Genomic DNA, 19,523 nt, shown 5'->3' with positions numbered 1-19,523 from the left:
TAGTGAATAACTATAAATTATTACTGAGTGTATTGATTGGGTTAACTCTGGTGGGATGTGATTCCCGGATTGATGCCGTGAATCAGAAAATGGCAGACATTCGTAATCAGCCACCTTTGCCGATTGAACCTGCGCCGATCTTCACTCCTGTGCCGTTGTTTAACTATTCAGCACATCAGCTGAAAAGCCCGTTTATGCCAAGTTCTTTAGCTGCTGAGTTAAAAATTATGGCGGGTAAACGTGTTTATCCGAATTTTAATCGCCAGCCACAGCCTTTAGAAAGTTATGCGCTGGAATCGTTGAATATGAAGGGTAGTATGCGGGGTAAAACCAGCAATACCATTGCTCTTATTCAAACACCAGATGGTCAAATTGAACGTGTGCAAGTCGGTAGTTATTTGGGGATGAACCAAGGACGTATTATTAAAATTAGTCCAACCCAAATAGATTTGGTGGAGATTGTTCCTGATGGTCGTGAAGGCTATGTCGAAAGACCTCGTACACTCGTTTTAATTGGACCAGCGCCGTAAGATTAAGGGAATAACAATGAAAAAACAGTTTAAAGATTCTTTATTTGGGGAAGCGAAGACCATGAATCATGCATTCCGTCAGTTTTCTATGGGTGCAATCGCGATCGCAGTGATGCAAGTTGCATCAGCGCAAGTGAGTATGACCAATATTGTGCCAATGAGCTTGGCAGATCAGGGCACGGAAATTCGTGTCATGTTTAATGGCTTGCCACCACAACCGCAGGCATATCAACTTGAGCAGCCTTCTCGTTTGATTCTGGACTTTGATAAAGCCCAGCAGAGTTTGACGAAAAACTCGATTCCTGTATCGACAGCAGAAGCCAGTTCAGTTGAAGTTGCATCAGATGATCAGCGCTCTCGAGTCATCGTAAATTTAAAAGATGCGGGTGCATTTACCACGCGTGTTGAAGGTAATACTTTTGTACTGAAAATTAACTCAGCAAAACCAACGGCGATGAACAGTCCATCCGTAGCTACACGTCAGGTACAACAAGGTGTTTCCAATATTGGTTTCCAGCGTGGAAATCAAGGTGAAGGATTGGTTGTAATCGATTTATTGGGCAATAACACGCCAGTCGATGTACAACAACAAGGTAGTAAAATTGTGGTGCGTACAATGGGGAATAAAATTCCTATGCATTTAGCACGCCGCTTAAATACCAATGACTTTGCGACACCCGTTGCAAGCGTTGATGCTTATAACGATAAAGGCAATGGTGTGATTACTATTCAATCGGCAGGTAGCTATGAATATATGGCATATCAGGCAGAGAATAAATTAACCATTAGCTTAAAGCGTCCAGAGGAGAAATCCGCAGCAAAAGCCAAGGCACAAACCTATACGGGGAATAAAATTTCTTTAGATTTTCAGGATATTGAAGTCCGTCGCGTATTACAGTTACTTGCCGACTTCACTGGGATCAACATGGTGGCAGCAGATACGGTGCAAGGTAATATTACTTTGCGTCTTAAAGATGTACCATGGGATCAGGCTTTAGATATTGTGTTAAAAACCAAGAATCTCGATAAACGCCGTAATGGTAGCGTGATTTGGATAGCGCCTGTTTCTGAGCTGATTAAGGCTGAAGAAGAAGAAGCTAAAGCAATTGCACAGAGTGTGAAATTAGCACCACTGCAAACAGAATATATCCAACTAAGCTATGCAAAAGCTACTGATATTGAGAAGTTAATTACACAAGGTAAAAATGCAAATAGCAATAATAGTGGTAGCTCAGGTTCTATTGGTAATGATACGTTGGCTGGAGGTCTATTAAGTCCAAGAGGTACGGTATCAACAGATCCACGAACCAATACCCTGATTATCAATGATACTTCACAAAAAATTGACCAAATCCGTAAAATGGTGGATTTGCTTGATGTGTCTGTCAAGCAAGTCATGATTGAAGCACGTATCGTCAGTGCCAGTACTGATTTTACCCGAGAGATGGGGGTGAAATGGGGGATTTTATCTCAAGGAATTACCAATAATAATGATCTTCTGGTTGGAGGGAGTGATCAGACATTATGGGATTTGAGAAAACCGACTAAGGATGGTGATACGGGTGGCTGGAAATATGAGATTGAACGTCCAGATAATCTGAATGTGGATTTAGGTGCCGTGACACCTGGTGCAAGTCGTATCGCCTTTGGTTTAATTAGCCTCTCTGATTTTATGTTGGACCTAGAGTTGTCTGCTGTACAAGCAGATGGTTATGGTGAAGTAATCTCAACGCCAAAAGTGATGACCGCAGATAAGCAACCGGCAAAAATTGAATCAGGTAAGAAAATTCCATACACATCATCTTCAGGTGGTGGTGCAAATGCGGTACCCAAAACAGAATTTATTGATGCAACTTTAAGTTTGGATGTTACCCCAAGTATTACGCCTGATGGTAAGGTAATGATGAAGTTGAACATTACCAAAGACTCACAAAGTACACCGACACCAACGGGTCAGTTGACCATTAATAAGAACCAAATTGACACCAATGTCTTGGTGGATAATGGTGAAACAGTGGTTCTCGGTGGGATTTTTGAACAAGAAAATATTAGTTCTCAAGTAAAAGTGCCGTTCTTGGGTGACCTACCTTATGTTGGTCGCTTATTCCGTCGAGATCTGAAAACAGACAATAAACGTGAACTGCTTATTTTTATTACGCCGAGAATTGTTAATGACACTTTGACGAGAAATCATTAATATATTTTCAATAATTGCAATGAATATAGGTGGCGCGTTGCCAAGCAAAGCGTTTGAAACCCTACCAAATATCTATTTGGTAGGGCCAATGGGGGCAGGGAAAACAACAGTTGGTCGGCATTTAGCAGAATTGTTAGGTCGAGATTTTATTGATAGTGACCATGAAATCGAGCGTAAAACAGGTGCGACAATTCCATGGATTTTTGAAAAAGAAGGGGAAGTCGGATTTCGGTTGCGTGAAACCAATGTATTGAATGACTTAACGTCTCGCTCACTCTTGGTATTGGCGACGGGCGGTGGTGTGGTGACTCAACCCCAAAATCGTGAATTCTTAAAACATCGTGGTATCGTTATTTATCTTTATACACCTGTAGAGCTACAATTACAGCGAACCTATCGTGATAAAAATCGCCCATTATTACAAGTCGAAAATCCAGAACAAAAATTACGAGATTTATTGGCGATGCGAGATCCTTTATATCGTGAGGTTGCACACTATATAATTGAAACAAATCAAGGTGCGGCGCGGGATTTAGCACAACGTATTTTGAACGTTATTTTATCTAAACAAGTTTAAGTCGTTTCTGGTTGGTTTAAGTTTATGCAAACGTTACATGTTGAGTTAGGTGATCGTCGTTATCCCATCTTTATTGGTAGTCATTTAGATCCCAAAGCATTGCTCGAACCGTATTTACATGGCCGACAGGTGATGTTGGTGTCCAATAGCACTGTTGCACCCTTGTATCTGGAACATTATGTGAATGCCTTAACTCAGTTGGATAAGCAAGTTTCACAATGCATTTTGCCAGATGGCGAAAAGTATAAAGATATTGAGCATCTGAATTTAATTTTTGATGCTTTATTGGAAGCGGGTTTTAACCGTGATTGTACGGTATTAGCGTTGGGTGGCGGTGTAATTGGTGATATGGCAGGCTTTGCATCTGCTTGTTTCCAGCGAGGTGTCTATTTTGTACAGGTACCAACCACACTGTTATCCCAAGTAGATTCAAGTGTGGGTGGGAAGACAGGGATTAATCACCCTTTAGGAAAGAATATGTTGGGGGCTTTCCAGCAGCCACAGGTGGTACTTGCTGATATGGCACAACTTGAGACGCTGCCTGACCGTGAGCTTTCCGCAGGTTTGTCTGAAGTCATTAAATATGCACTATTGGGTGATATTGATTTCTTAGCCTGGTTGGAGCACAACATCGATGCTTTGGTTGCGCGCGATGCAAACTTGTTAGCAGAAGCGGTTTATCGTTCATGCGCACATAAAGCACGAATTGTCGCCAATGATGAGAAAGAACAAGGTGAACGTGCATTACTCAACCTTGGACATACTTTTGGTCATGCGATTGAATCATATTTGGGCTACGGTACATGGCTACATGGTGAGGCGGTGGCCACGGGTATGGTCATGGCTGCCGATTTGTCGCATCGTTTAGGTTGGATCTCTGCGGACGACCTGCAACGTACAAAAAATATCATTCAACGTGCTCAATTACCGATATCATGTCCCCAAATTCCATTAGATGAATTCTTGGCTTATATGTCGCATGACAAAAAAGTCTTAAATGGTCAATTACGCTTGGTTTTATTGAAAAAATTAGGACAAGCGGTGATTACTAAAGATTTTGATATTGAGCTGATGAAACAATCTATTCTTGCAAATCAATCTGCATAATTAATCATTTGGGAAAAGCATGGCTGTATCACGATCAATTTGGCAAAACATTCAACAATATAGCTGGCTCGTCTTTGCTGTGGCTTGTTTAATTGCTGCATTGATATTTTGGGGTGTGACCGATAGTAAAGCATTGGTAGAAGAACAGCAGCCATCGCAAACTGAAACTCAAGTACAAATCCAGCCTGAAAAAGTTGCCGCAACTGCTCATCTTGGCGCACTCTCGGATGAAGTGAAGCCATTAGACTTAACCACGCGTGTTGTGGTGTCCAATGAGCATGCACCTGAATTTCGCGGCACAAAGTTTATCAGCGAAAATCAACGTCAATGGACCATGGAAATTTTTCGTAGTTCAGATGAAGCGATTGTAAAAAACTTTCTGTTGAATCGTGCAGATCGCAAGAAATTTGTTTATTTTCGCTTGAGTGGCGAAGATCAAGTTGAGCAATATGTTCTGGCTTATGGTGTGTTTTCAAGTGCAGAAGAAGCGACGCGTCAATTTGCACAATTAAATTTAGCTCTTCCAAAATCTGTTCAGCCGAAGGCAACTCAATTGTCAAGCTATGCGGCATTGGTCAATGATTTGGGGTCTGATGAAATGAAATCGGCAACCAATCAGCTTTATGCAGTACAGTTAAGACCAGCAGCACTGCCTAGAGTGGATGAAAGTTTGCTTATGGGAAGTAGTACATCTCAGAGTCCAACTGCTATACGTGCTGCGGAACCATCAACGGTGAAGACCACCGTCACACAGCGTGATGCGCAAGGTAATGTTGTGAATGTAAAGCAGAGCCAATCTGCACCAAAACCGCCAACAAATGTTGAAAAAATAAAAGAAAATTCAGATGCTTCGAAACGAGAAGTGAGCGATCCATTCAACTAGAAATGCACTATTATTGTGCAAATGTGATTCTTTTTATAGCAGCATGATGTTTTTTGGTGCATTTTTATGCGCAAAAATGTGCCTTCTTCTTATAATAATTCCATGTTATTTTAACTTTTTTAATGATTTAGTAAATTTTTATCTTTATGGCATGTTTTTTGCTTTTTTGTGGTGCTAATTTATCTGCTCATTGCCCTTTTTTGTACTAAATGATTCATTAATTGGGTGAAATGGAAAGTTTTCGTGCTTTACAAACATTGGTGAAGGTGTAATAACTGAAAACACTTTATATGGTGAAATGCGCTGATTCTTGTTAAGGAAAGACGTATATTGCAAATTCGCCATGAAAAATGTTTTTGCGAAGCATTGAACTTTATATGAGTTGATCGGCAATATCGCAGAAAGTGAATTGATTGTTTGTTGCTCGAAAGAGCCATGTTGAAAGAAGGGTACGCTATGCACATGCCATCGCCTAATACTGTAGCTCCCGCTCAAGGTCTATATCAGCCTGATGAGTTTAAGGATAACTGTGGTTTTGGTCTGATTGCCCATATGAAGGGTGAATCAAGCCATCATCTGGTCGAAACTGCGATTCACAGTTTAAGTTGCATGACGCACCGTGGTGGTATTGCCGCGGATGGTAAAACGGGAGATGGGTGCGGATTGTTATTGGCGATGCCAAAACAATTTTTCCGTGATGAAGCTCAAAAGTTAGGTACGAATCTGACCGAGATTTTTGCTGCTGGTACGGTATTTCTAAATATTGACCCTGCTTTAGCTCAAAATGCAAAAAATATTCTAAATAAAGAAATCGAAGCTGCAGGTTTGACTGTTGCAGCATGGCGTGTCGTTCCAACCAATAATGATGCTTTAGGTGAAATTGCACTGCAATCATTGCCTGCATTTGAACAAATTCTTGTCAATTGCCCAATGGGTTTAACCGAGGTTGAGTTTAACCGTAAACTCTTCTTGGCTCGCCGTCGTGCAGAACAATTATTACAAAATGATCCACTTTTTTATGTGACGACGTTGGCAACGACTGTTATCACCTATAAAGGGTTGATGATGCCAGCGGCAATTGCTGACTTCTATACCGACTTGGCGGATGAACGCTTAAAATCACATATCGTGGTGTTCCATCAGCGTTTCTCAACCAATACATTGCCACGTTGGCCATTGGCGCAGCCATTCCGTTACCTTGCGCATAATGGTGAAATCAATACCATTACTGCGAACCGTAACTGGGCTTTGGCGCGTACACCAAAATTTGAAAACCCATTACTACCAGGTTTAACCGAGTTAAATCCAATTGTGAACCGTACTGGTTCGGATTCATCAAGTTTGGATAACATGCTTGAGATCCTTGTTGGCGGTGGTATGGACTTATTCCGTGCCTTACGTATGTTGGTTCCACCAGCATGGCAGAACGTTGAGACTTTAGATGCTGATTTACGTGCATTCTATGAGTTCAACTCGAAGCATATGGAAGCTTGGGATGGTCCTGCAGGTCTGGTGATTCAAGATGGTCGTCATGCAATTTGTATGTTAGACCGTAATGGTTTACGTCCAGCGCGTTGGGTCATCACTAAAAATGACTACATTACCCTTGCATCTGAGATTGGTGTATGGGGATATGAACCAGAAGATGTGGTATCTAAAGGCCGCGTTGGTCCTGGTCAAATCTTGGTGATTGATACCTTAACAGGTAAAGTGCTTGAAACTAAAGACGTTAGCAATCACCTTAAAAATATGCGTCCATATCGTGAATGGTTACGTGATCATGCGATTCGTTTACAAGCCAATCCACAACTTGAAGAGCAATTGGTCGATCAAGGCTTAACTGGCGATGCATTAAAAGCAGCGCAAAAAATGTTTATGGTGACATTTGAAGAGCGCGACCAATTGTTACGTCCAATCGCAGAAAGCGGTCAAGAAGCAGTGGGTTCAATGGGTGACGATACGCCAATGGCAGTATTGTCTCGTCAAGTACGCCATGTTTCTGATTATTTCCGTCAGCAATTTGCACAAGTGACCAACCCGCCAATCGATCCATTACGTGAATCGATCGTGATGTCATTGGAAACCTGTTTAGGCCGTGAACAGAATGTGTTCGAGCAAGGTCCAGAGCATGCAGACCGTATCATCATTTCAAGCCCTGTATTGTCGAATTCAAAAATGCAGCAGCTTCGCGATGTTGAAAAAGAGCGTGAAGGTTATGGCGTTGTTGATATTGATCTGAACTATGTCGAAGCTGAAGGATTGCAAGCCGCAATCGCACGTATCTGTGAAGAATCAGCACAGGCCGTACGTGATGGTAAAACCTTAATCGTATTAACGGATAAAAATTTCCGTGAAGGTTTCTTACCTGCAAATGCAGCATTGGCAACAGGTGCGGTACACCATCATTTGATTAAAACGGGTTTGCGTACCGATGCGAACATTTTAGTTGAAACTGGTTTTGCACGTGATCCACATCAATTTGCAGTATTGCTTGGCTTTGGTGCAACGGCAGTTTATCCATATCTTGCTTATGATGTGATCAATGATCTGGTTGCAAAAGGCGAGTTATTGGGTGATCCAATTCAGGCACAAGCAAACTTCCGTAAAGGCATGGAAAAAGGCTTGCTCAAAGTCTTGTCTAAAATGGGTATCTCAACAGTTGCTTCTTACCGTGGTGGTCAATTATTCGAAGCGGTGGGTCTGTCATCTGAAGTGGTCGATAAATGTTTCCTTGGCGTACCAAGCCGTATTCAAGGTGCAACATTTGCAGATTTAGAGAAAGATCAGAAAAAACTGGCAACGACTGCTTGGCAGCATCGTAAGCCGATTGATCAAGGTGGTTTGCTTAAATTCGTATTTGGTAAAGAGTATCACGCGTTCAACCCAGACGTGATTAACGCTTTGCATAAAGCGGTGCGTTCTGGTCAATACATTGACTTTAAAGAATATGCAGAACTGGTCAACAACCGTCCTGTCGCAACGATCCGTGACTTGTTTAAGTTAAAAACAACAAATTCGATTGCATTGGATCAAGTTGAAACGATTGAAGATATTCTTCCTCGGTTTGACTCTGCGGGCATGTCTTTAGGTGCATTGTCACCAGAAGCGCATGAAGCCATTGCGATTGCCATGAATACCATTGGTGGTCGCTCAAACTCAGGTGAGGGTGGTGAAGATCCTGCGCGTTATGGCACAATCCGTAACTCGAAAATCAAACAGATTGCATCAGGTCGTTTTGGTGTAACTCCTGCATATTTAACCTCTGCTGAAGTGCTACAGATTAAAGTTGCACAGGGTGCAAAACCAGGTGAGGGTGGTCAGTTACCAGGTGGTAAAGTGAATGGCTTAATTGCACGTTTACGTTACTCAGTGCCAGGTGTCACACTAATCTCTCCACCACCGCATCACGATATTTATTCGATTGAAGATTTATCGCAATTGATCTTTGACTTAAAACAAGTCAACCCTCAAGCGATGGTATCGGTAAAATTAGTGTCTGAGCCAGGCGTTGGAACGATTGCGGCAGGTGTTGCAAAAGCCTATGCCGACTTCATTACCATTTCTGGTTATGACGGTGGTACAGCAGCATCACCACTTTCATCGATTCACCATGCGGGTTCACCATGGGAACTCGGTTTAAGTGAAGCACATCAGGCGCTTCGTGTGAACGATTTGCGTGGTAAAGTTCGTGTTCAAACCGATGGTGGTTTGAAAACAGGTTTAGACGTGGTGAAAGCGGCAATTCTAGGTGCTGAAAGCTTTGGCTTTGGTTCGACGCCAATGATTGCACTCGGCTGTAAATACCTACGTATTTGTCACTTAAATAACTGTGCAACGGGTGTTGCAACGCAACAAGACCATTTACGTCAAGAGCATTATATTGGCGAGCCAGAAATGCTGATCAACTTCTTCAAGTTTATTGCTGAAGAAACGCGTGAATGGTTAGCTGCACTTGGTGTTGCATCATTAAAAGACTTGATTGGTCGTGTTGATTTACTTGAAGTTTTACCGGGTGAAACAGACAAGCACGCGCATCTTGATCTCAGTGCACTATTAACTTCGCATCCTGCTGCTGAAGGTAAGGCGCAATATTGCCAAGTTCAAGGCAATGCACCGTTCGATAAGGGTGTGTTGGCGGAGAAAATGGTGGCAGAGATGTTACCAGCAATTGAAGCAGGTGCAGGTGGTTCATTCAACTTTACCGTGGGTAACTGTGACCGTTCGATTGGTGCGCGTATCTCAGGTGAAATTGCACGTCGTTATGGCAATTTGGGTATGGAAAACAGCCCAGTGGTGATGAACCTTGTTGGTACAGCAGGTCAGTCACTTGGTGTTTGGAACGCGGGTGGTTTGCATATCAAACTTGAAGGTGATGCAAACGATTACGTGGGTAAAGGTATGGCGGGTGGTCGAGTTTCGATTTTCCCACCAAAAGGATCACCATTCCAAACGCAAAATACTGCGATTATTGGTAACACCTGTTTATATGGTGCGACTGGCGGTAAAGTCTTTGCTGCGGGAACTGCGGGCGAGCGTTTTGCAGTTCGTAACTCTGGCGCATTTGCCGTGATTGAAGGTGCGGGCGACCACTGTTGTGAATATATGACAGGTGGTGTGGTGACAGTACTTGGCAAAGTTGGTCATAACTTCGGTGCAGGCATGACAGGTGGTTTTGCTTATGTACTTGACCTTGATAATGACTTTGTTGACTACTATAACCACGAACTTATTGATCTTAATCGTATCTCTACAGAAGCGATGGAAGACCACAAAGAAAATCTACTGCGTATTCTTGACGAGCATATCCAAGAGACGGGTAGTGCTTGGGCCTACAAGATCCGTAATGAGTTCGACTTCTATAGTCGTAAGTTCTGGCTGGTAAAACCAAAAGCTGCTAATTTGCAAACGCTTTTGAAAACAACCCAAGCTGATCCACAATAATTCCACGACTGCATAGACATAGGCAGGTGCAGAGATGAATGATATCGCTGCGCCTACCCACGGAGAGAGACATGGCAGAGCGCCTGAATAATGACTTTCAATTTCTGGATGTAGCACGCCAAGATCCAGAGAAAAAAGATATTACTGTCCGCAAGGCAGAGTTTGTGGAAATTTATAAACCTTTTACTGCGGAAGTGGCTGCGAATCAGACCCACCGTTGTTTAGGGTGTGGTAACCCGTATTGTGAGTGGAAATGTCCTGTACATAACTACATTCCTAACTGGTTAAAGCTGATTGCAGAAGGCCAAATTTTCCAAGCAGCTGAACTTTGCCACCAAACCAACACCTTGCCAGAAGTATGTGGTCGTGTTTGTCCACAAGACCGTTTGTGTGAAGGCGCTTGTACCTTAAACGATGGTTTTGGTGCAGTGACCATTGGTAATGCTGAAAAATATATTAACGATACGGCTTTCGCATTAGGCTGGCGCCCAGATATGTCTGGCGTTAAATGGACTGATAAAAAAGTTGCAATCATTGGTGCAGGTCCAGCAGGCTTAGGTTGTGCGGATATTCTTGCGCGTGGTGGCGTAAAACCAGTGGTGTTTGATAAACGTCCTGAAATCGGTGGTCTTCTTACATTTGGTATTCCAGAATTTAAAATGGAAAAAGATGTGATGAAGCGTCGTCGCGAAATCTTCACAGGAATGGGCATTGAGTTTCGTTTAAATACCGAAATTGGTGTTGACGTAACGATTGAGCAGCTTCTGACTGAATATGATGCCGTATTTATGGGGATGGGAACTTACACCTATATGAAGGGTGGTTTCCCTGGTGAAGATCTCAATGGTGTTCATGATGCATTAGATTTCCTGATCGCCAATGTGAATCGTTGCCAAGGCTGGGAAAAAGATCCAAGCGAATACATCAATCTAGACGGTAAAAAAGTTATTGTTCTAGGTGGTGGTGATACCGCGATGGACTGTAACCGTACTTCATTACGCCAAGGTGCGCATGATGTGACGTGTGCGTATCGCCGTGATGAAAGCAACATGCCAGGTTCTGCACGTGAAGTGAAGAATGCCTATGAAGAGGGTGTGAAATTCCTGTTTAATCGTCAACCAATTGAAATTGTTGGTGAAAATGGGAAAGTGACTGGTGTTAAGGTTGTCACCACACAAATGGGTGCACCTGACAGTCGTGGTCGTCGTAGCCCTGAACCAATTCCAGGTTCTGAGGAAGTGTTACCAGCAGATGCGGTGTTACTTGCATTCGGTTTCCGTCCAAGTCCAGCAGATTGGTTTAGCACTGCGAATATAGGATTGGATGGTTCAGGTCGTGTGGTAGCAGCTGAACAACAAGAGTTCAAGTTCCAGACTTCTAATCCAAAAATCTTTGCGGGTGGTGATATGGTACGTGGTTCTGACTTGGTTGTGACTGCAATCTGGGAAGGACGCCAAGCAGCTGAAGGTATTTTGGACTACCTTGGCGTGTAAGCTCTCTTTTAGTATTTAAGTTTTAAATGCCTAAGCCAAGTGCTTGGGCATTTTTTTATAGAAATTAAATCTGTTGCATCAGCTCTATTGATGTTCAGCCTCTTAGTGTGTTGACCAATTGTCATTTTGGTAGTTTTGGCAAATTTTATAAGCTTTTTTGCCCTGTCCCTGCCTGTTCCCTAGCGTAATACTCGAACTCAGTCTAGGAATGAATGCAGGTAATCAACATGACTCTTGCAAATGCGAGTGTGGAAAAAACGTATTTAAATCGTCCGAAAGCACTCGGGATCACGGTACGTCGATTACAGTTTAATCCGAACAGAATTAAACGTCATTATTTTGCCAATTCTCCAGTGATGTCTCATTTACTGACGGCACTGTCTTCAACATTTCCGATAGGAGAACAGTATTTTGTAAATAGTGTGCGTAATGTCCGCGATAAAGTGCAAGATCCACAATTACAAGCACAGATCGCAGCCTTTATTGGGCAAGAGGCGATGCATTCCAAAGCACATACTGAATTTAATGATGCATGGCGACGAGAAGACTATAACTTAGATCGCTTTCAAGCATGGTTAGCAAAGCGAGATGATGCGCTTCGAAATATTCATCCGAAATTACAGCTAGCTTTGACCTGTGCCTTTGAGCATTTTACTGCAATGTTAGGCGGTTATATTTTAAAACACCCAGAAATCCTGAGCACTTTAGATGATGATGCGATGAAACTGTGGGTGTGGCATGCGATTGAGGAAATTGAACATCGTTCGGTGGCATTTGATGTGTATCAAGCCGTTTATGGGGATGATCGTATTCGTCGTTTACTGATGCGTAGTGTGACCACGGGTTTTGCCAGCTTAACCTTGTATGCAACCTCACGTTTGATTTGGCAAGATAAATGGAAAAGTATCCCGAAACTCGGAGGCAACCTGTTTGGTGGCTATTTGCTGGGTAAAATGCTACTGCAATTAATTCCTGAATATTTATCTTATTATCAGGCCGATTTTCATCCTGCCAAACATGATTACACGCAATTGGTGAATTACTGGAAAGCACGTATGGCGGATGAATATGGAATGGCGAGCTTTCAAGAAGAGACAGCATCTAAAATTTATAGCTAATAATCACCTTAATAAAATTTGCTTAGCATGGCATTACTTCAAGATTCTTGAGTAATGCCTTTTTTATTTAAATACAGATATATCAACTTTAATAAATGTTACACAGCTGACAAAAAATCTCATTACAATGAATTATCGCAAAAATATAAAGAAAAACCTGAGGGTACGTTTTTATGAAAATCATCAAACAAACAGCATTGGCAACCGTATTGGCAAGCAGCTTATTGTTCACGGGTTGTGGTTATAACACGTTGCAAGTGAAAGACGAAGCAGTCAATGCGTCTTGGTCTGAAGTTCAAAACCAATATCAACGTCGTGCCGATCTTGTACCGAATTTGGTCAATGTGGTGAAAGGCTATGCGAAACACGAAGAGCAAGTTTTGGTCGAAGTTACTCAGGCACGTTCAAATGTGGCAGGTCTAAAAGTTGATAAAGAGGTGTTAGAAGATCCAGCACTTTTCGAGAAGTATCAACAGGCACAAAGTCAGCTGACGGGTGCATTATCACGTTTAATCGCTGTTTCGGAAAATTATCCAGACTTGAAAGCCAATGAACAATTCCGTGATCTTCAAGCGCAACTTGAAGGAACAGAAAACCGTATCGCGGTTGCCCGTAATCGTTATATTACTACGGTTCAAGATTACAACGGCTATGTGCGTCAATTCCCTCAAGCCTTGACTGCTAAAGTCATTGGTATGAAAACCAAAGAAAACTTTAAGGCGGAACAGTCTGCACAGCAAGCTCCAACAGTTTCATTTAATTAATATTTGAAATTGTTTTGAATTGTGAGGAGTGACCGTATGTTGAATGTGTTTAAGCAAAGCTTAAAGCAGAGAATCTTGCCTGTTTTAACCATCGTTTTTGCAACACTGCTGTTCCAACATACGGTTTGGGCTGAAGTAGCGACAGCAACAGATCAAAGTGATTTGATCGTTGCGGGAAAAATCATTCAAGAACAGCAAAAGAATAAAACAACGACTGCAACAGCTACGCCAAATACTGAAACACCTGCATTGCCACAAGTGGCCAATGATATGGCAGAGGGTGAATCGATTCGAGGTTTACCGACCTTAAACCAACCGATTATCGATCAAGCCAAAATTCTGAGTGATGCTGAAACTCAGCAACTGAATCAGAAAATTCTCAGTCTTTACCAACAAGGTAAAGCACAAGTGGGTGTGATTATCGTGCCAACAACAGGTCAAGAAGCGATTTTTGATTTTGCATTGAGAACAGGCGAAAAATGGCAGCTGGGTTCAGCAAAGCGTGATAATGGTTTGTTGATTGCGATTGCGGTGAATGATCGCAATATTCAGATCCTGACGGGTTATGGCTTGGAAGGGGTGATGCCCGATTTAGTCTTGAGTCGGATTATTCGAAATCAGATCACCCCTTATTTTAAACAGGGGCAATATGCACAAGGGATTTCAGCAGGTTTAGATGAAATCACCCGTATTGTGAATTTAGACCCTGAGATTGCACAGCAGGCGGCTCAAGAACTTAAAGACCGCCATGAGCAAGCCTTGCAGGCACAACAAGCCAAAGATAATACATTGACCATGGCATTGTTTATCTTGGTTGCAGGTGTCGTCGGTTCATTTATTGTCGGTAATCGTTTAAGTGCTTCGACTGCCGCAGTAGCTGCTATAGTTGCAGGCTTGGTTAATGGTGCTGGTCTAGTGATGAGCTTGCTGCTTGGAGTTGGAATCTTCTTTTTATTGATTACGTCACTCGCACAGCTGATTTTCCAGATGTTCTTGTCTGGTGGTGGCCGCGGAGGCGGCGGTGGTGGTTTTGGCGGCGGCAGTGGCGGTGGTTATAGTGGCGGCGGCGGTAGCTTTGGCGGGGGAGGAGCATCAGGCTCATGGTAACCAAGACAGATACAACACAGATCATTACTCAGCCTAAACTGGATGAGCATGTTCAACCGAGTTTAAAGCGCTGGTTTAAACACTTTCTCTATGTTTCATCAGCACACCGTTATTTTAGTAAGCAAGATCGTACCGAGATTGCCAAAGCGGTACAGCAGGCTGAAAAGGGTCATGTCGGTGAGATTCAGGTGGTGATCGAAGGGCATATTCCCTGTTCTCAAGCCTACCATCAAAATACGCGCTTACGTGCGCAGCAACTGTTTGCTGAAATAGGTGTTTGGGATACAGAATTGAATAGTGGTGTACTGCTCTATCTCAATCTATGCGAGCGGAAAGTTGAGATTGTGATTGATCGTGGTTTAAAAAATGCCACACCTACTGAAACATGGAATGAGATTTGTCAGCACATCGTGCTGCAATTGGCCCAAAAGCAGTATCTACACGCTGTGAATAATGGGGTAAGAGAAATTGGGCAAGTGTTAGATCAGTACTATGTAAAAACTGAGCGTGATGACCAAAATGAATTACCGAATGAGCCGATTATTTTAAATTGAGCTTGCTTTGATTGAGGGTTACAAATATTGCTTGTTGTTTTTTATAAAATCTATTAATGTGCAGAATGTTCTGTATATACGGTTGTTATTAGAAGTAGCTTTTATCTTCCGATAAGTGGTAAAAAAAAATCAAATAAATAAAAATAAATTTTCTGTGAATTGAGTCGCTCAATTTACATACAAGTAGAAAGTAGTCAAATTCGTTAGCTAAAAAAATGAATAATTAAGCAGTAAAGATGACGTTATTTGTCATTTTTTTTCTGAAAATGTCTGATTTGATCTTCTTTTGTACAGTGTGAATTTCTTTTAAGTCTCTGTTTTTTTAAGTTAAAATTAGCTAAGCTAAGGACTGGCATAAAACATGCTAATTACTAAATAGCTGAAAAAAGCTTATAAAAAAATATCCATTGGAGAAATGTTATGAAATCAATGCAAAAGGGTTTTACTCTTATCGAATTGATGATCGTTGTGGCGATCATTGGTATTTTGGCGGCGATTGCACTTCCTGCATACCAAGATTATACGATTCGTACCCGTATTACTGAAGGTTTAACAATTGCTGGTGATTTGCAGAAACAAATTGGTGGTGTTGCTTCACCTACAGATTTGAAAGTAGCAGTGACTACTTGGAATGCGCAAGCTGGTGGTAAAGGTGCTGTATCTAAATATGTAGATTCAGTACTTGTTGCAGATGATACTGAAGGTCAAATTACCGTAACATATAATATTGCTAATGTTGGTCTTAAAACTGGTCAAAATACTATATTATTACAACCATATGTTCAAACTGGTGCTACTCCACCACCTTCTTTAAAAGCAGCTTTAGCTAATGGTCAAACAGGTTCTGTAGATTGGGGTTGTGCTTCAACTACTTTCGAAACTGCAAAAGCTCAAAAACTTGATGCTTCACTTACTGCTGCTACATTATTAGCTAAGTATGCACCATCTCAATGCCGTTAATATTTATATAAATCAAAAGCAGCTCTCGAGCTGCTTTTTTATTTTTATATATTTTCTAAATTTGTTAAAAAAAGTTAATAACTGACATTTTTTATTTAATTAAATATCTTTATTTTATTAAGTTATTGTTTTATATTAAAAATTTTTTTGGCATGGTTCTTGTTTGATTATAAATATTAAAAATAGGGGGAACTGGGATGGAAAAGGGATTTACATTGATTGAGCTAATGATAGTGGTTGCAATTATTGGAGTGTTAGCGGCGATTGCCTTACCTGCTTATCAGGACTATAGCATTCGCGCTCGTGTTTTAGAGGGCCTGAGTCTTGCAGATAGCGCAAAAGCTGCTATGGCAGCAGAGGCGGTGATCTCTCCATTAGATTTACAGGTAGTTGCAATATCTTGGAATAAACAGGCAAATAATAAAGGTGCAACCAGTAAATATGTTGAAAGTGTACTAATCAATTCACAAAGTGGAGAAATTACTACGACCTTTAAAAGCACAATGGTAGGGGTTGCAGCTACTGAGAGTAAATTGATTTTAAGCCCCTATATTCATCTCGATGATAAAACAATTGTACCTTTACAGGTGGCATTAACAAATGGTGATAGTGGGACAGTAGATTGGGCATGTTCTTCAAAAACCCAAGAAACAGCGAAAGCAATGGGGATGTTTGGGGCTATGCTTGGAACGATACAACCTAAATATGTGCCTTCAACCTGTAGATAAGTTTATAATATATTTTTAAAAGGAATTTTTGAGTCAAGATTGATATGAAATCTGCAAAAACAAAATTTGTTACAGCTCATTTGATGATTTCGTTTGGGGTTGCTTTAGTGGCTGTTTTGGTGGTGTTCCTATGTTGGTATCCAGCACCACTGAATAAAGCCACAGGCGTTACACATATTTTTTTGATGATGTTGGGCATTGACCTAATTCTTGGGCCTGCGTTGACTTGGTTGGTTTATAAAGAAGGCAAGAAAAGCCTAAAATTTGATTTAACGGTCATTATTTTAATTCAGATTTCTGCGCTTTGTTATGGGCTATATCATATTGCTCAGGGGCGCCCAGCATGGATCGTCTACAGCGTGGACCGTTTTGATTTAATCAAAAACAATGAGGTTTATACTAAAAATATTCAGCAAGCTACCAAAGAATTCCAACAACCTTCTTGGCTGAAACCAGAGTATGCAGCGATACAGTTTGCAGTAGACCGAAAACAAAAAAATCAGGATATGTTTGATGAGATATTGGGTGGACTTACAATATCACAGCGTCCAGAGCGCTATATTGCTTTAGCTAAAGTAAAACAACAAATTCAGAAGCGTGTACAAAGTTTGGATGTATTAAATCAATTTAATGATAAAGCTTTGGTGCAAAATATCTTGTCTAAATACCCACAAGCAACAGCCTTTGTTCCTTTAAAGGCTAATGCAGTGGATATGACGGTACTCATTAATAAGGAAAAAGGCGAAGTGGTTAAAATTGTAGACCTACGTCCCTGGAAGTAAATTGTAGTTTTTATCTTATATTTAGTTTGTGTATGAAGGCTTAGCGATATAATTCACTAAGCCTTTTTTTCATGTACGAAGTATGCAATTCTTATGCTTTTTCCTTGCTGGTATTTTGATCGGATTTGCCTGGCTTTCCCCATTTCATACCTATCCTTGGGTGACTTTTTCCAGTGAATTGGCAAGCTTTGGCGCAGCCTTAGCTGTGGGTGGTCTGCTCTTTAATAAAAGCGTAAAAATCCCACGACCTCAAATTTTAATGCTAGGGATTACTCTTATCCCTCTATGCCAATGGGCTTTTGGTCTGATTACGGATTTTAGCACCGCATTCCTCAGCTTCTCTTATCTTTTTGTATTCTGGTTAATGATTATTGCGGGATACAACCTAAGCCTACAAGCTGAGCAACGCGAAAGAATCATGCTGGGCCTGAGCTATTTGTTACTCAGTATCTCGTTTATTAGTGCAATCATGGCGATGATCCAGTGGCTGAATCTGGAAGCTTACCTTGATGCGGTGATGAAATTGAGAGGGAATCGGCCGTATGCCAATTTTGGTCAGCCGAACAATCTTGCCAGCTTTTTAATTATGGGCTTAATGGGGGCTTTATATTTATATGAAAAAAGAAGACTTACTTTATGGTTGTTAATTCCTACCAGTTTGGTCACTTTGTTTGCAATCACCCTGACTCAATCGAGAACATCTTGGCTGGTCTGTATTTTCCTGTTCTTTTACTGGATTTTTAAACAATACAAAAACTCACCTCGATTTAATTTCCCAAGATTACTGCTCTGGGTAGGACTGTACTTTGTCATTGCGACTTATTTATTGCCTGTGCTTACGCAGCTCTTAAGTTCAAGTATTGATACGGGGGTAACTCAGACAGCGTCTATTGTGCAACGTGCCGGATCAGGGCATGAACGAATCGGGATGTGGATACAAATTTTACATGCGATCGCTGAAAGACCTTGGTTCGGATATGGTTGGAACCAAACCAGTATTGCTGTTTTTGAAAGTATTGATTTTAATACGGTGCAAGTTTGGTTTAACAGTGCGCACAATGTTCTACTCGATATTTTGGTCTGGAACGGGGTACCTCCTGGACTTCTCATTATTGGGTATATGAGTTTATGGCTTTTCTGGCTGAATAAAAATGCCAAAGATACTATCTCAATTATTGCAATTCTAATGGTGGTTGCAATCCTGATTCATGCCATGTTGGAATTCCCGCAACGTTATGCCTATTTCTTACTTCCAATGGGTTTTCTATTGGGATTGATTCAAGCGCAAACACCTGCATTGAAAGGGATCGTTGTACATAAAAATGTGATTCGCTGTATTTGGTTGGTTGTGATTGTGGTCTTGCTGTTGATGTGGCGTGACTATAAGCTTTTTCAGGAAAACAGCCGTTTGGTCTTTAAAAAGCAGCAACCTACAACTGAGATATTAGGCAGCTCAAAAATTCTGCTGCTTACACAGTTTCAGCAGCGTCTGGATTGGATTGTCTTAAACCCGAAAACAATGATGTCAGACACAGATTTGAAGCAACTTGGAGAAATGGTAAAGAATAAGGCGACACCTTATAACCTGAAAAAGTATGCTCAATTGTTGGTATACAATCAAAAAGTTAAGGATGCTGAGCAGCAATTGGTGGTATTAAATCAGTTATATAAACAGAAGCTGAGTCTGGCTGAGATTGTCGAGCTGAATAATAAAACTAAGTAAAAAATAAAAGCCCGATTAAGGGCTTTTATTTTTGAGGTTTAATCTAAATCGGAATGTCT

General features: G+C 41.3%; 15 protein-coding genes. All 15 read left to right on the top strand.

Annotation, left to right across the window (positions count from 1 at the left end):
• Positions 1-2 precede the first annotated feature (2 nt).
• The 15 genes from F909_RS14055 (at position 3) to F909_RS14125 (ending at position 19,464) form a co-directional block, all read left to right on the top strand.
• Positions 3-530: a pilus assembly protein PilP gene (locus tag F909_RS14055; RefSeq protein WP_005147339.1), complete on the top strand. Its 528-nt coding sequence runs from the start codon at positions 3-5 to the stop codon at positions 528-530.
• Between the two features lie 61 nt (positions 531-591).
• On the top strand, positions 592-2,727 hold the full coding sequence (pilQ, locus tag F909_RS14060; protein WP_171067279.1) for a type IV pilus secretin PilQ: 2,136 nt from the start codon (positions 592-594) through the stop codon (positions 2,725-2,727).
• 19 nt (positions 2,728-2,746) lie between these two features.
• Complete coding sequence (gene aroK, locus F909_RS21510; protein WP_005147334.1) at positions 2,747-3,304, top strand: shikimate kinase AroK; 558 nt, start codon at positions 2,747-2,749, stop codon at positions 3,302-3,304.
• Positions 3,305-3,328: 24 nt separating this feature from the next.
• The gene (aroB, locus tag F909_RS14070) at positions 3,329-4,411 is read left to right on the top strand and encodes a 3-dehydroquinate synthase (RefSeq protein ID WP_005147332.1); all 1,083 of its coding nucleotides are present in this window, start codon (positions 3,329-3,331) and stop codon (positions 4,409-4,411) included.
• Positions 4,412-4,430: 19 nt separating this feature from the next.
• Positions 4,431-5,294, top strand: coding sequence for a hypothetical protein (locus F909_RS14075; RefSeq protein ID WP_005147330.1), 864 nt, complete (start codon positions 4,431-4,433; stop codon positions 5,292-5,294).
• 462 nt (positions 5,295-5,756) lie between these two features.
• Positions 5,757-10,235, top strand: coding sequence for a glutamate synthase large subunit (gltB, locus tag F909_RS14080; RefSeq protein WP_171067269.1), 4,479 nt, complete (start codon positions 5,757-5,759; stop codon positions 10,233-10,235).
• 71 nt (positions 10,236-10,306) lie between these two features.
• On the top strand, positions 10,307-11,728 hold the full coding sequence (locus tag F909_RS14085; protein ID WP_005147326.1) for a glutamate synthase subunit beta: 1,422 nt from the start codon (positions 10,307-10,309) through the stop codon (positions 11,726-11,728).
• Between the two features lie 227 nt (positions 11,729-11,955).
• Positions 11,956-12,846, top strand: coding sequence for a metal-dependent hydrolase (locus tag F909_RS14090; RefSeq protein ID WP_005147324.1), 891 nt, complete (start codon positions 11,956-11,958; stop codon positions 12,844-12,846).
• A gap of 173 nt (positions 12,847-13,019) precedes the next feature.
• Entirely contained in the window at positions 13,020-13,610 is a 591-nt protein-coding gene (locus tag F909_RS14095) for a LemA family protein (RefSeq protein WP_005147322.1), read from the top strand.
• A 36-nt stretch (positions 13,611-13,646) separates the two neighbouring features.
• Positions 13,647-14,717 carry a TPM domain-containing protein gene (locus F909_RS14100; protein ID WP_005147320.1) on the top strand — a complete coding sequence of 357 codons (1,071 nt, stop codon included), beginning with the start codon at positions 13,647-13,649 and terminating at the stop codon, positions 14,715-14,717.
• On the top strand, positions 14,711-15,271 hold the full coding sequence (locus F909_RS14105) for a TPM domain-containing protein (RefSeq protein WP_005147318.1): 561 nt from the start codon (positions 14,711-14,713) through the stop codon (positions 15,269-15,271). The genes F909_RS14100 and F909_RS14105 overlap by 7 nt, the downstream gene beginning before the upstream one ends.
• 429 nt (positions 15,272-15,700) lie before the next feature.
• The gene (locus tag F909_RS14110; protein ID WP_171067277.1) at positions 15,701-16,231 is read left to right on the top strand and encodes a pilin; all 531 of its coding nucleotides are present in this window, start codon (positions 15,701-15,703) and stop codon (positions 16,229-16,231) included.
• 197 nt (positions 16,232-16,428) lie between these two features.
• Positions 16,429-16,959, top strand: coding sequence for a pilin (locus tag F909_RS14115; RefSeq protein WP_005147316.1), 531 nt, complete (start codon positions 16,429-16,431; stop codon positions 16,957-16,959).
• Between the two features lie 44 nt (positions 16,960-17,003).
• A complete protein-coding gene (tfpZ, locus tag F909_RS14120; protein WP_005147315.1) occupies positions 17,004-17,741 on the top strand; it encodes a TfpX/TfpZ family type IV pilin accessory protein in 738 nt (245 codons plus the stop codon).
• Between the two features lie 82 nt (positions 17,742-17,823).
• Complete coding sequence (locus tag F909_RS14125; RefSeq protein ID WP_005147314.1) at positions 17,824-19,464, top strand: PglL family O-oligosaccharyltransferase; 1,641 nt, start codon at positions 17,824-17,826, stop codon at positions 19,462-19,464.
• The last annotated feature ends 59 nt before the right edge of the window (positions 19,465-19,523 follow it).

This window comes from Acinetobacter sp. ANC 3929, assembly GCF_000369405.1.
Lineage (GTDB): Bacteria > Pseudomonadota > Gammaproteobacteria > Pseudomonadales > Moraxellaceae > Acinetobacter.
Note: the sequence above shows the minus strand (reverse complement) of the source record. Positions and strands in the feature narration are given on the sequence as shown.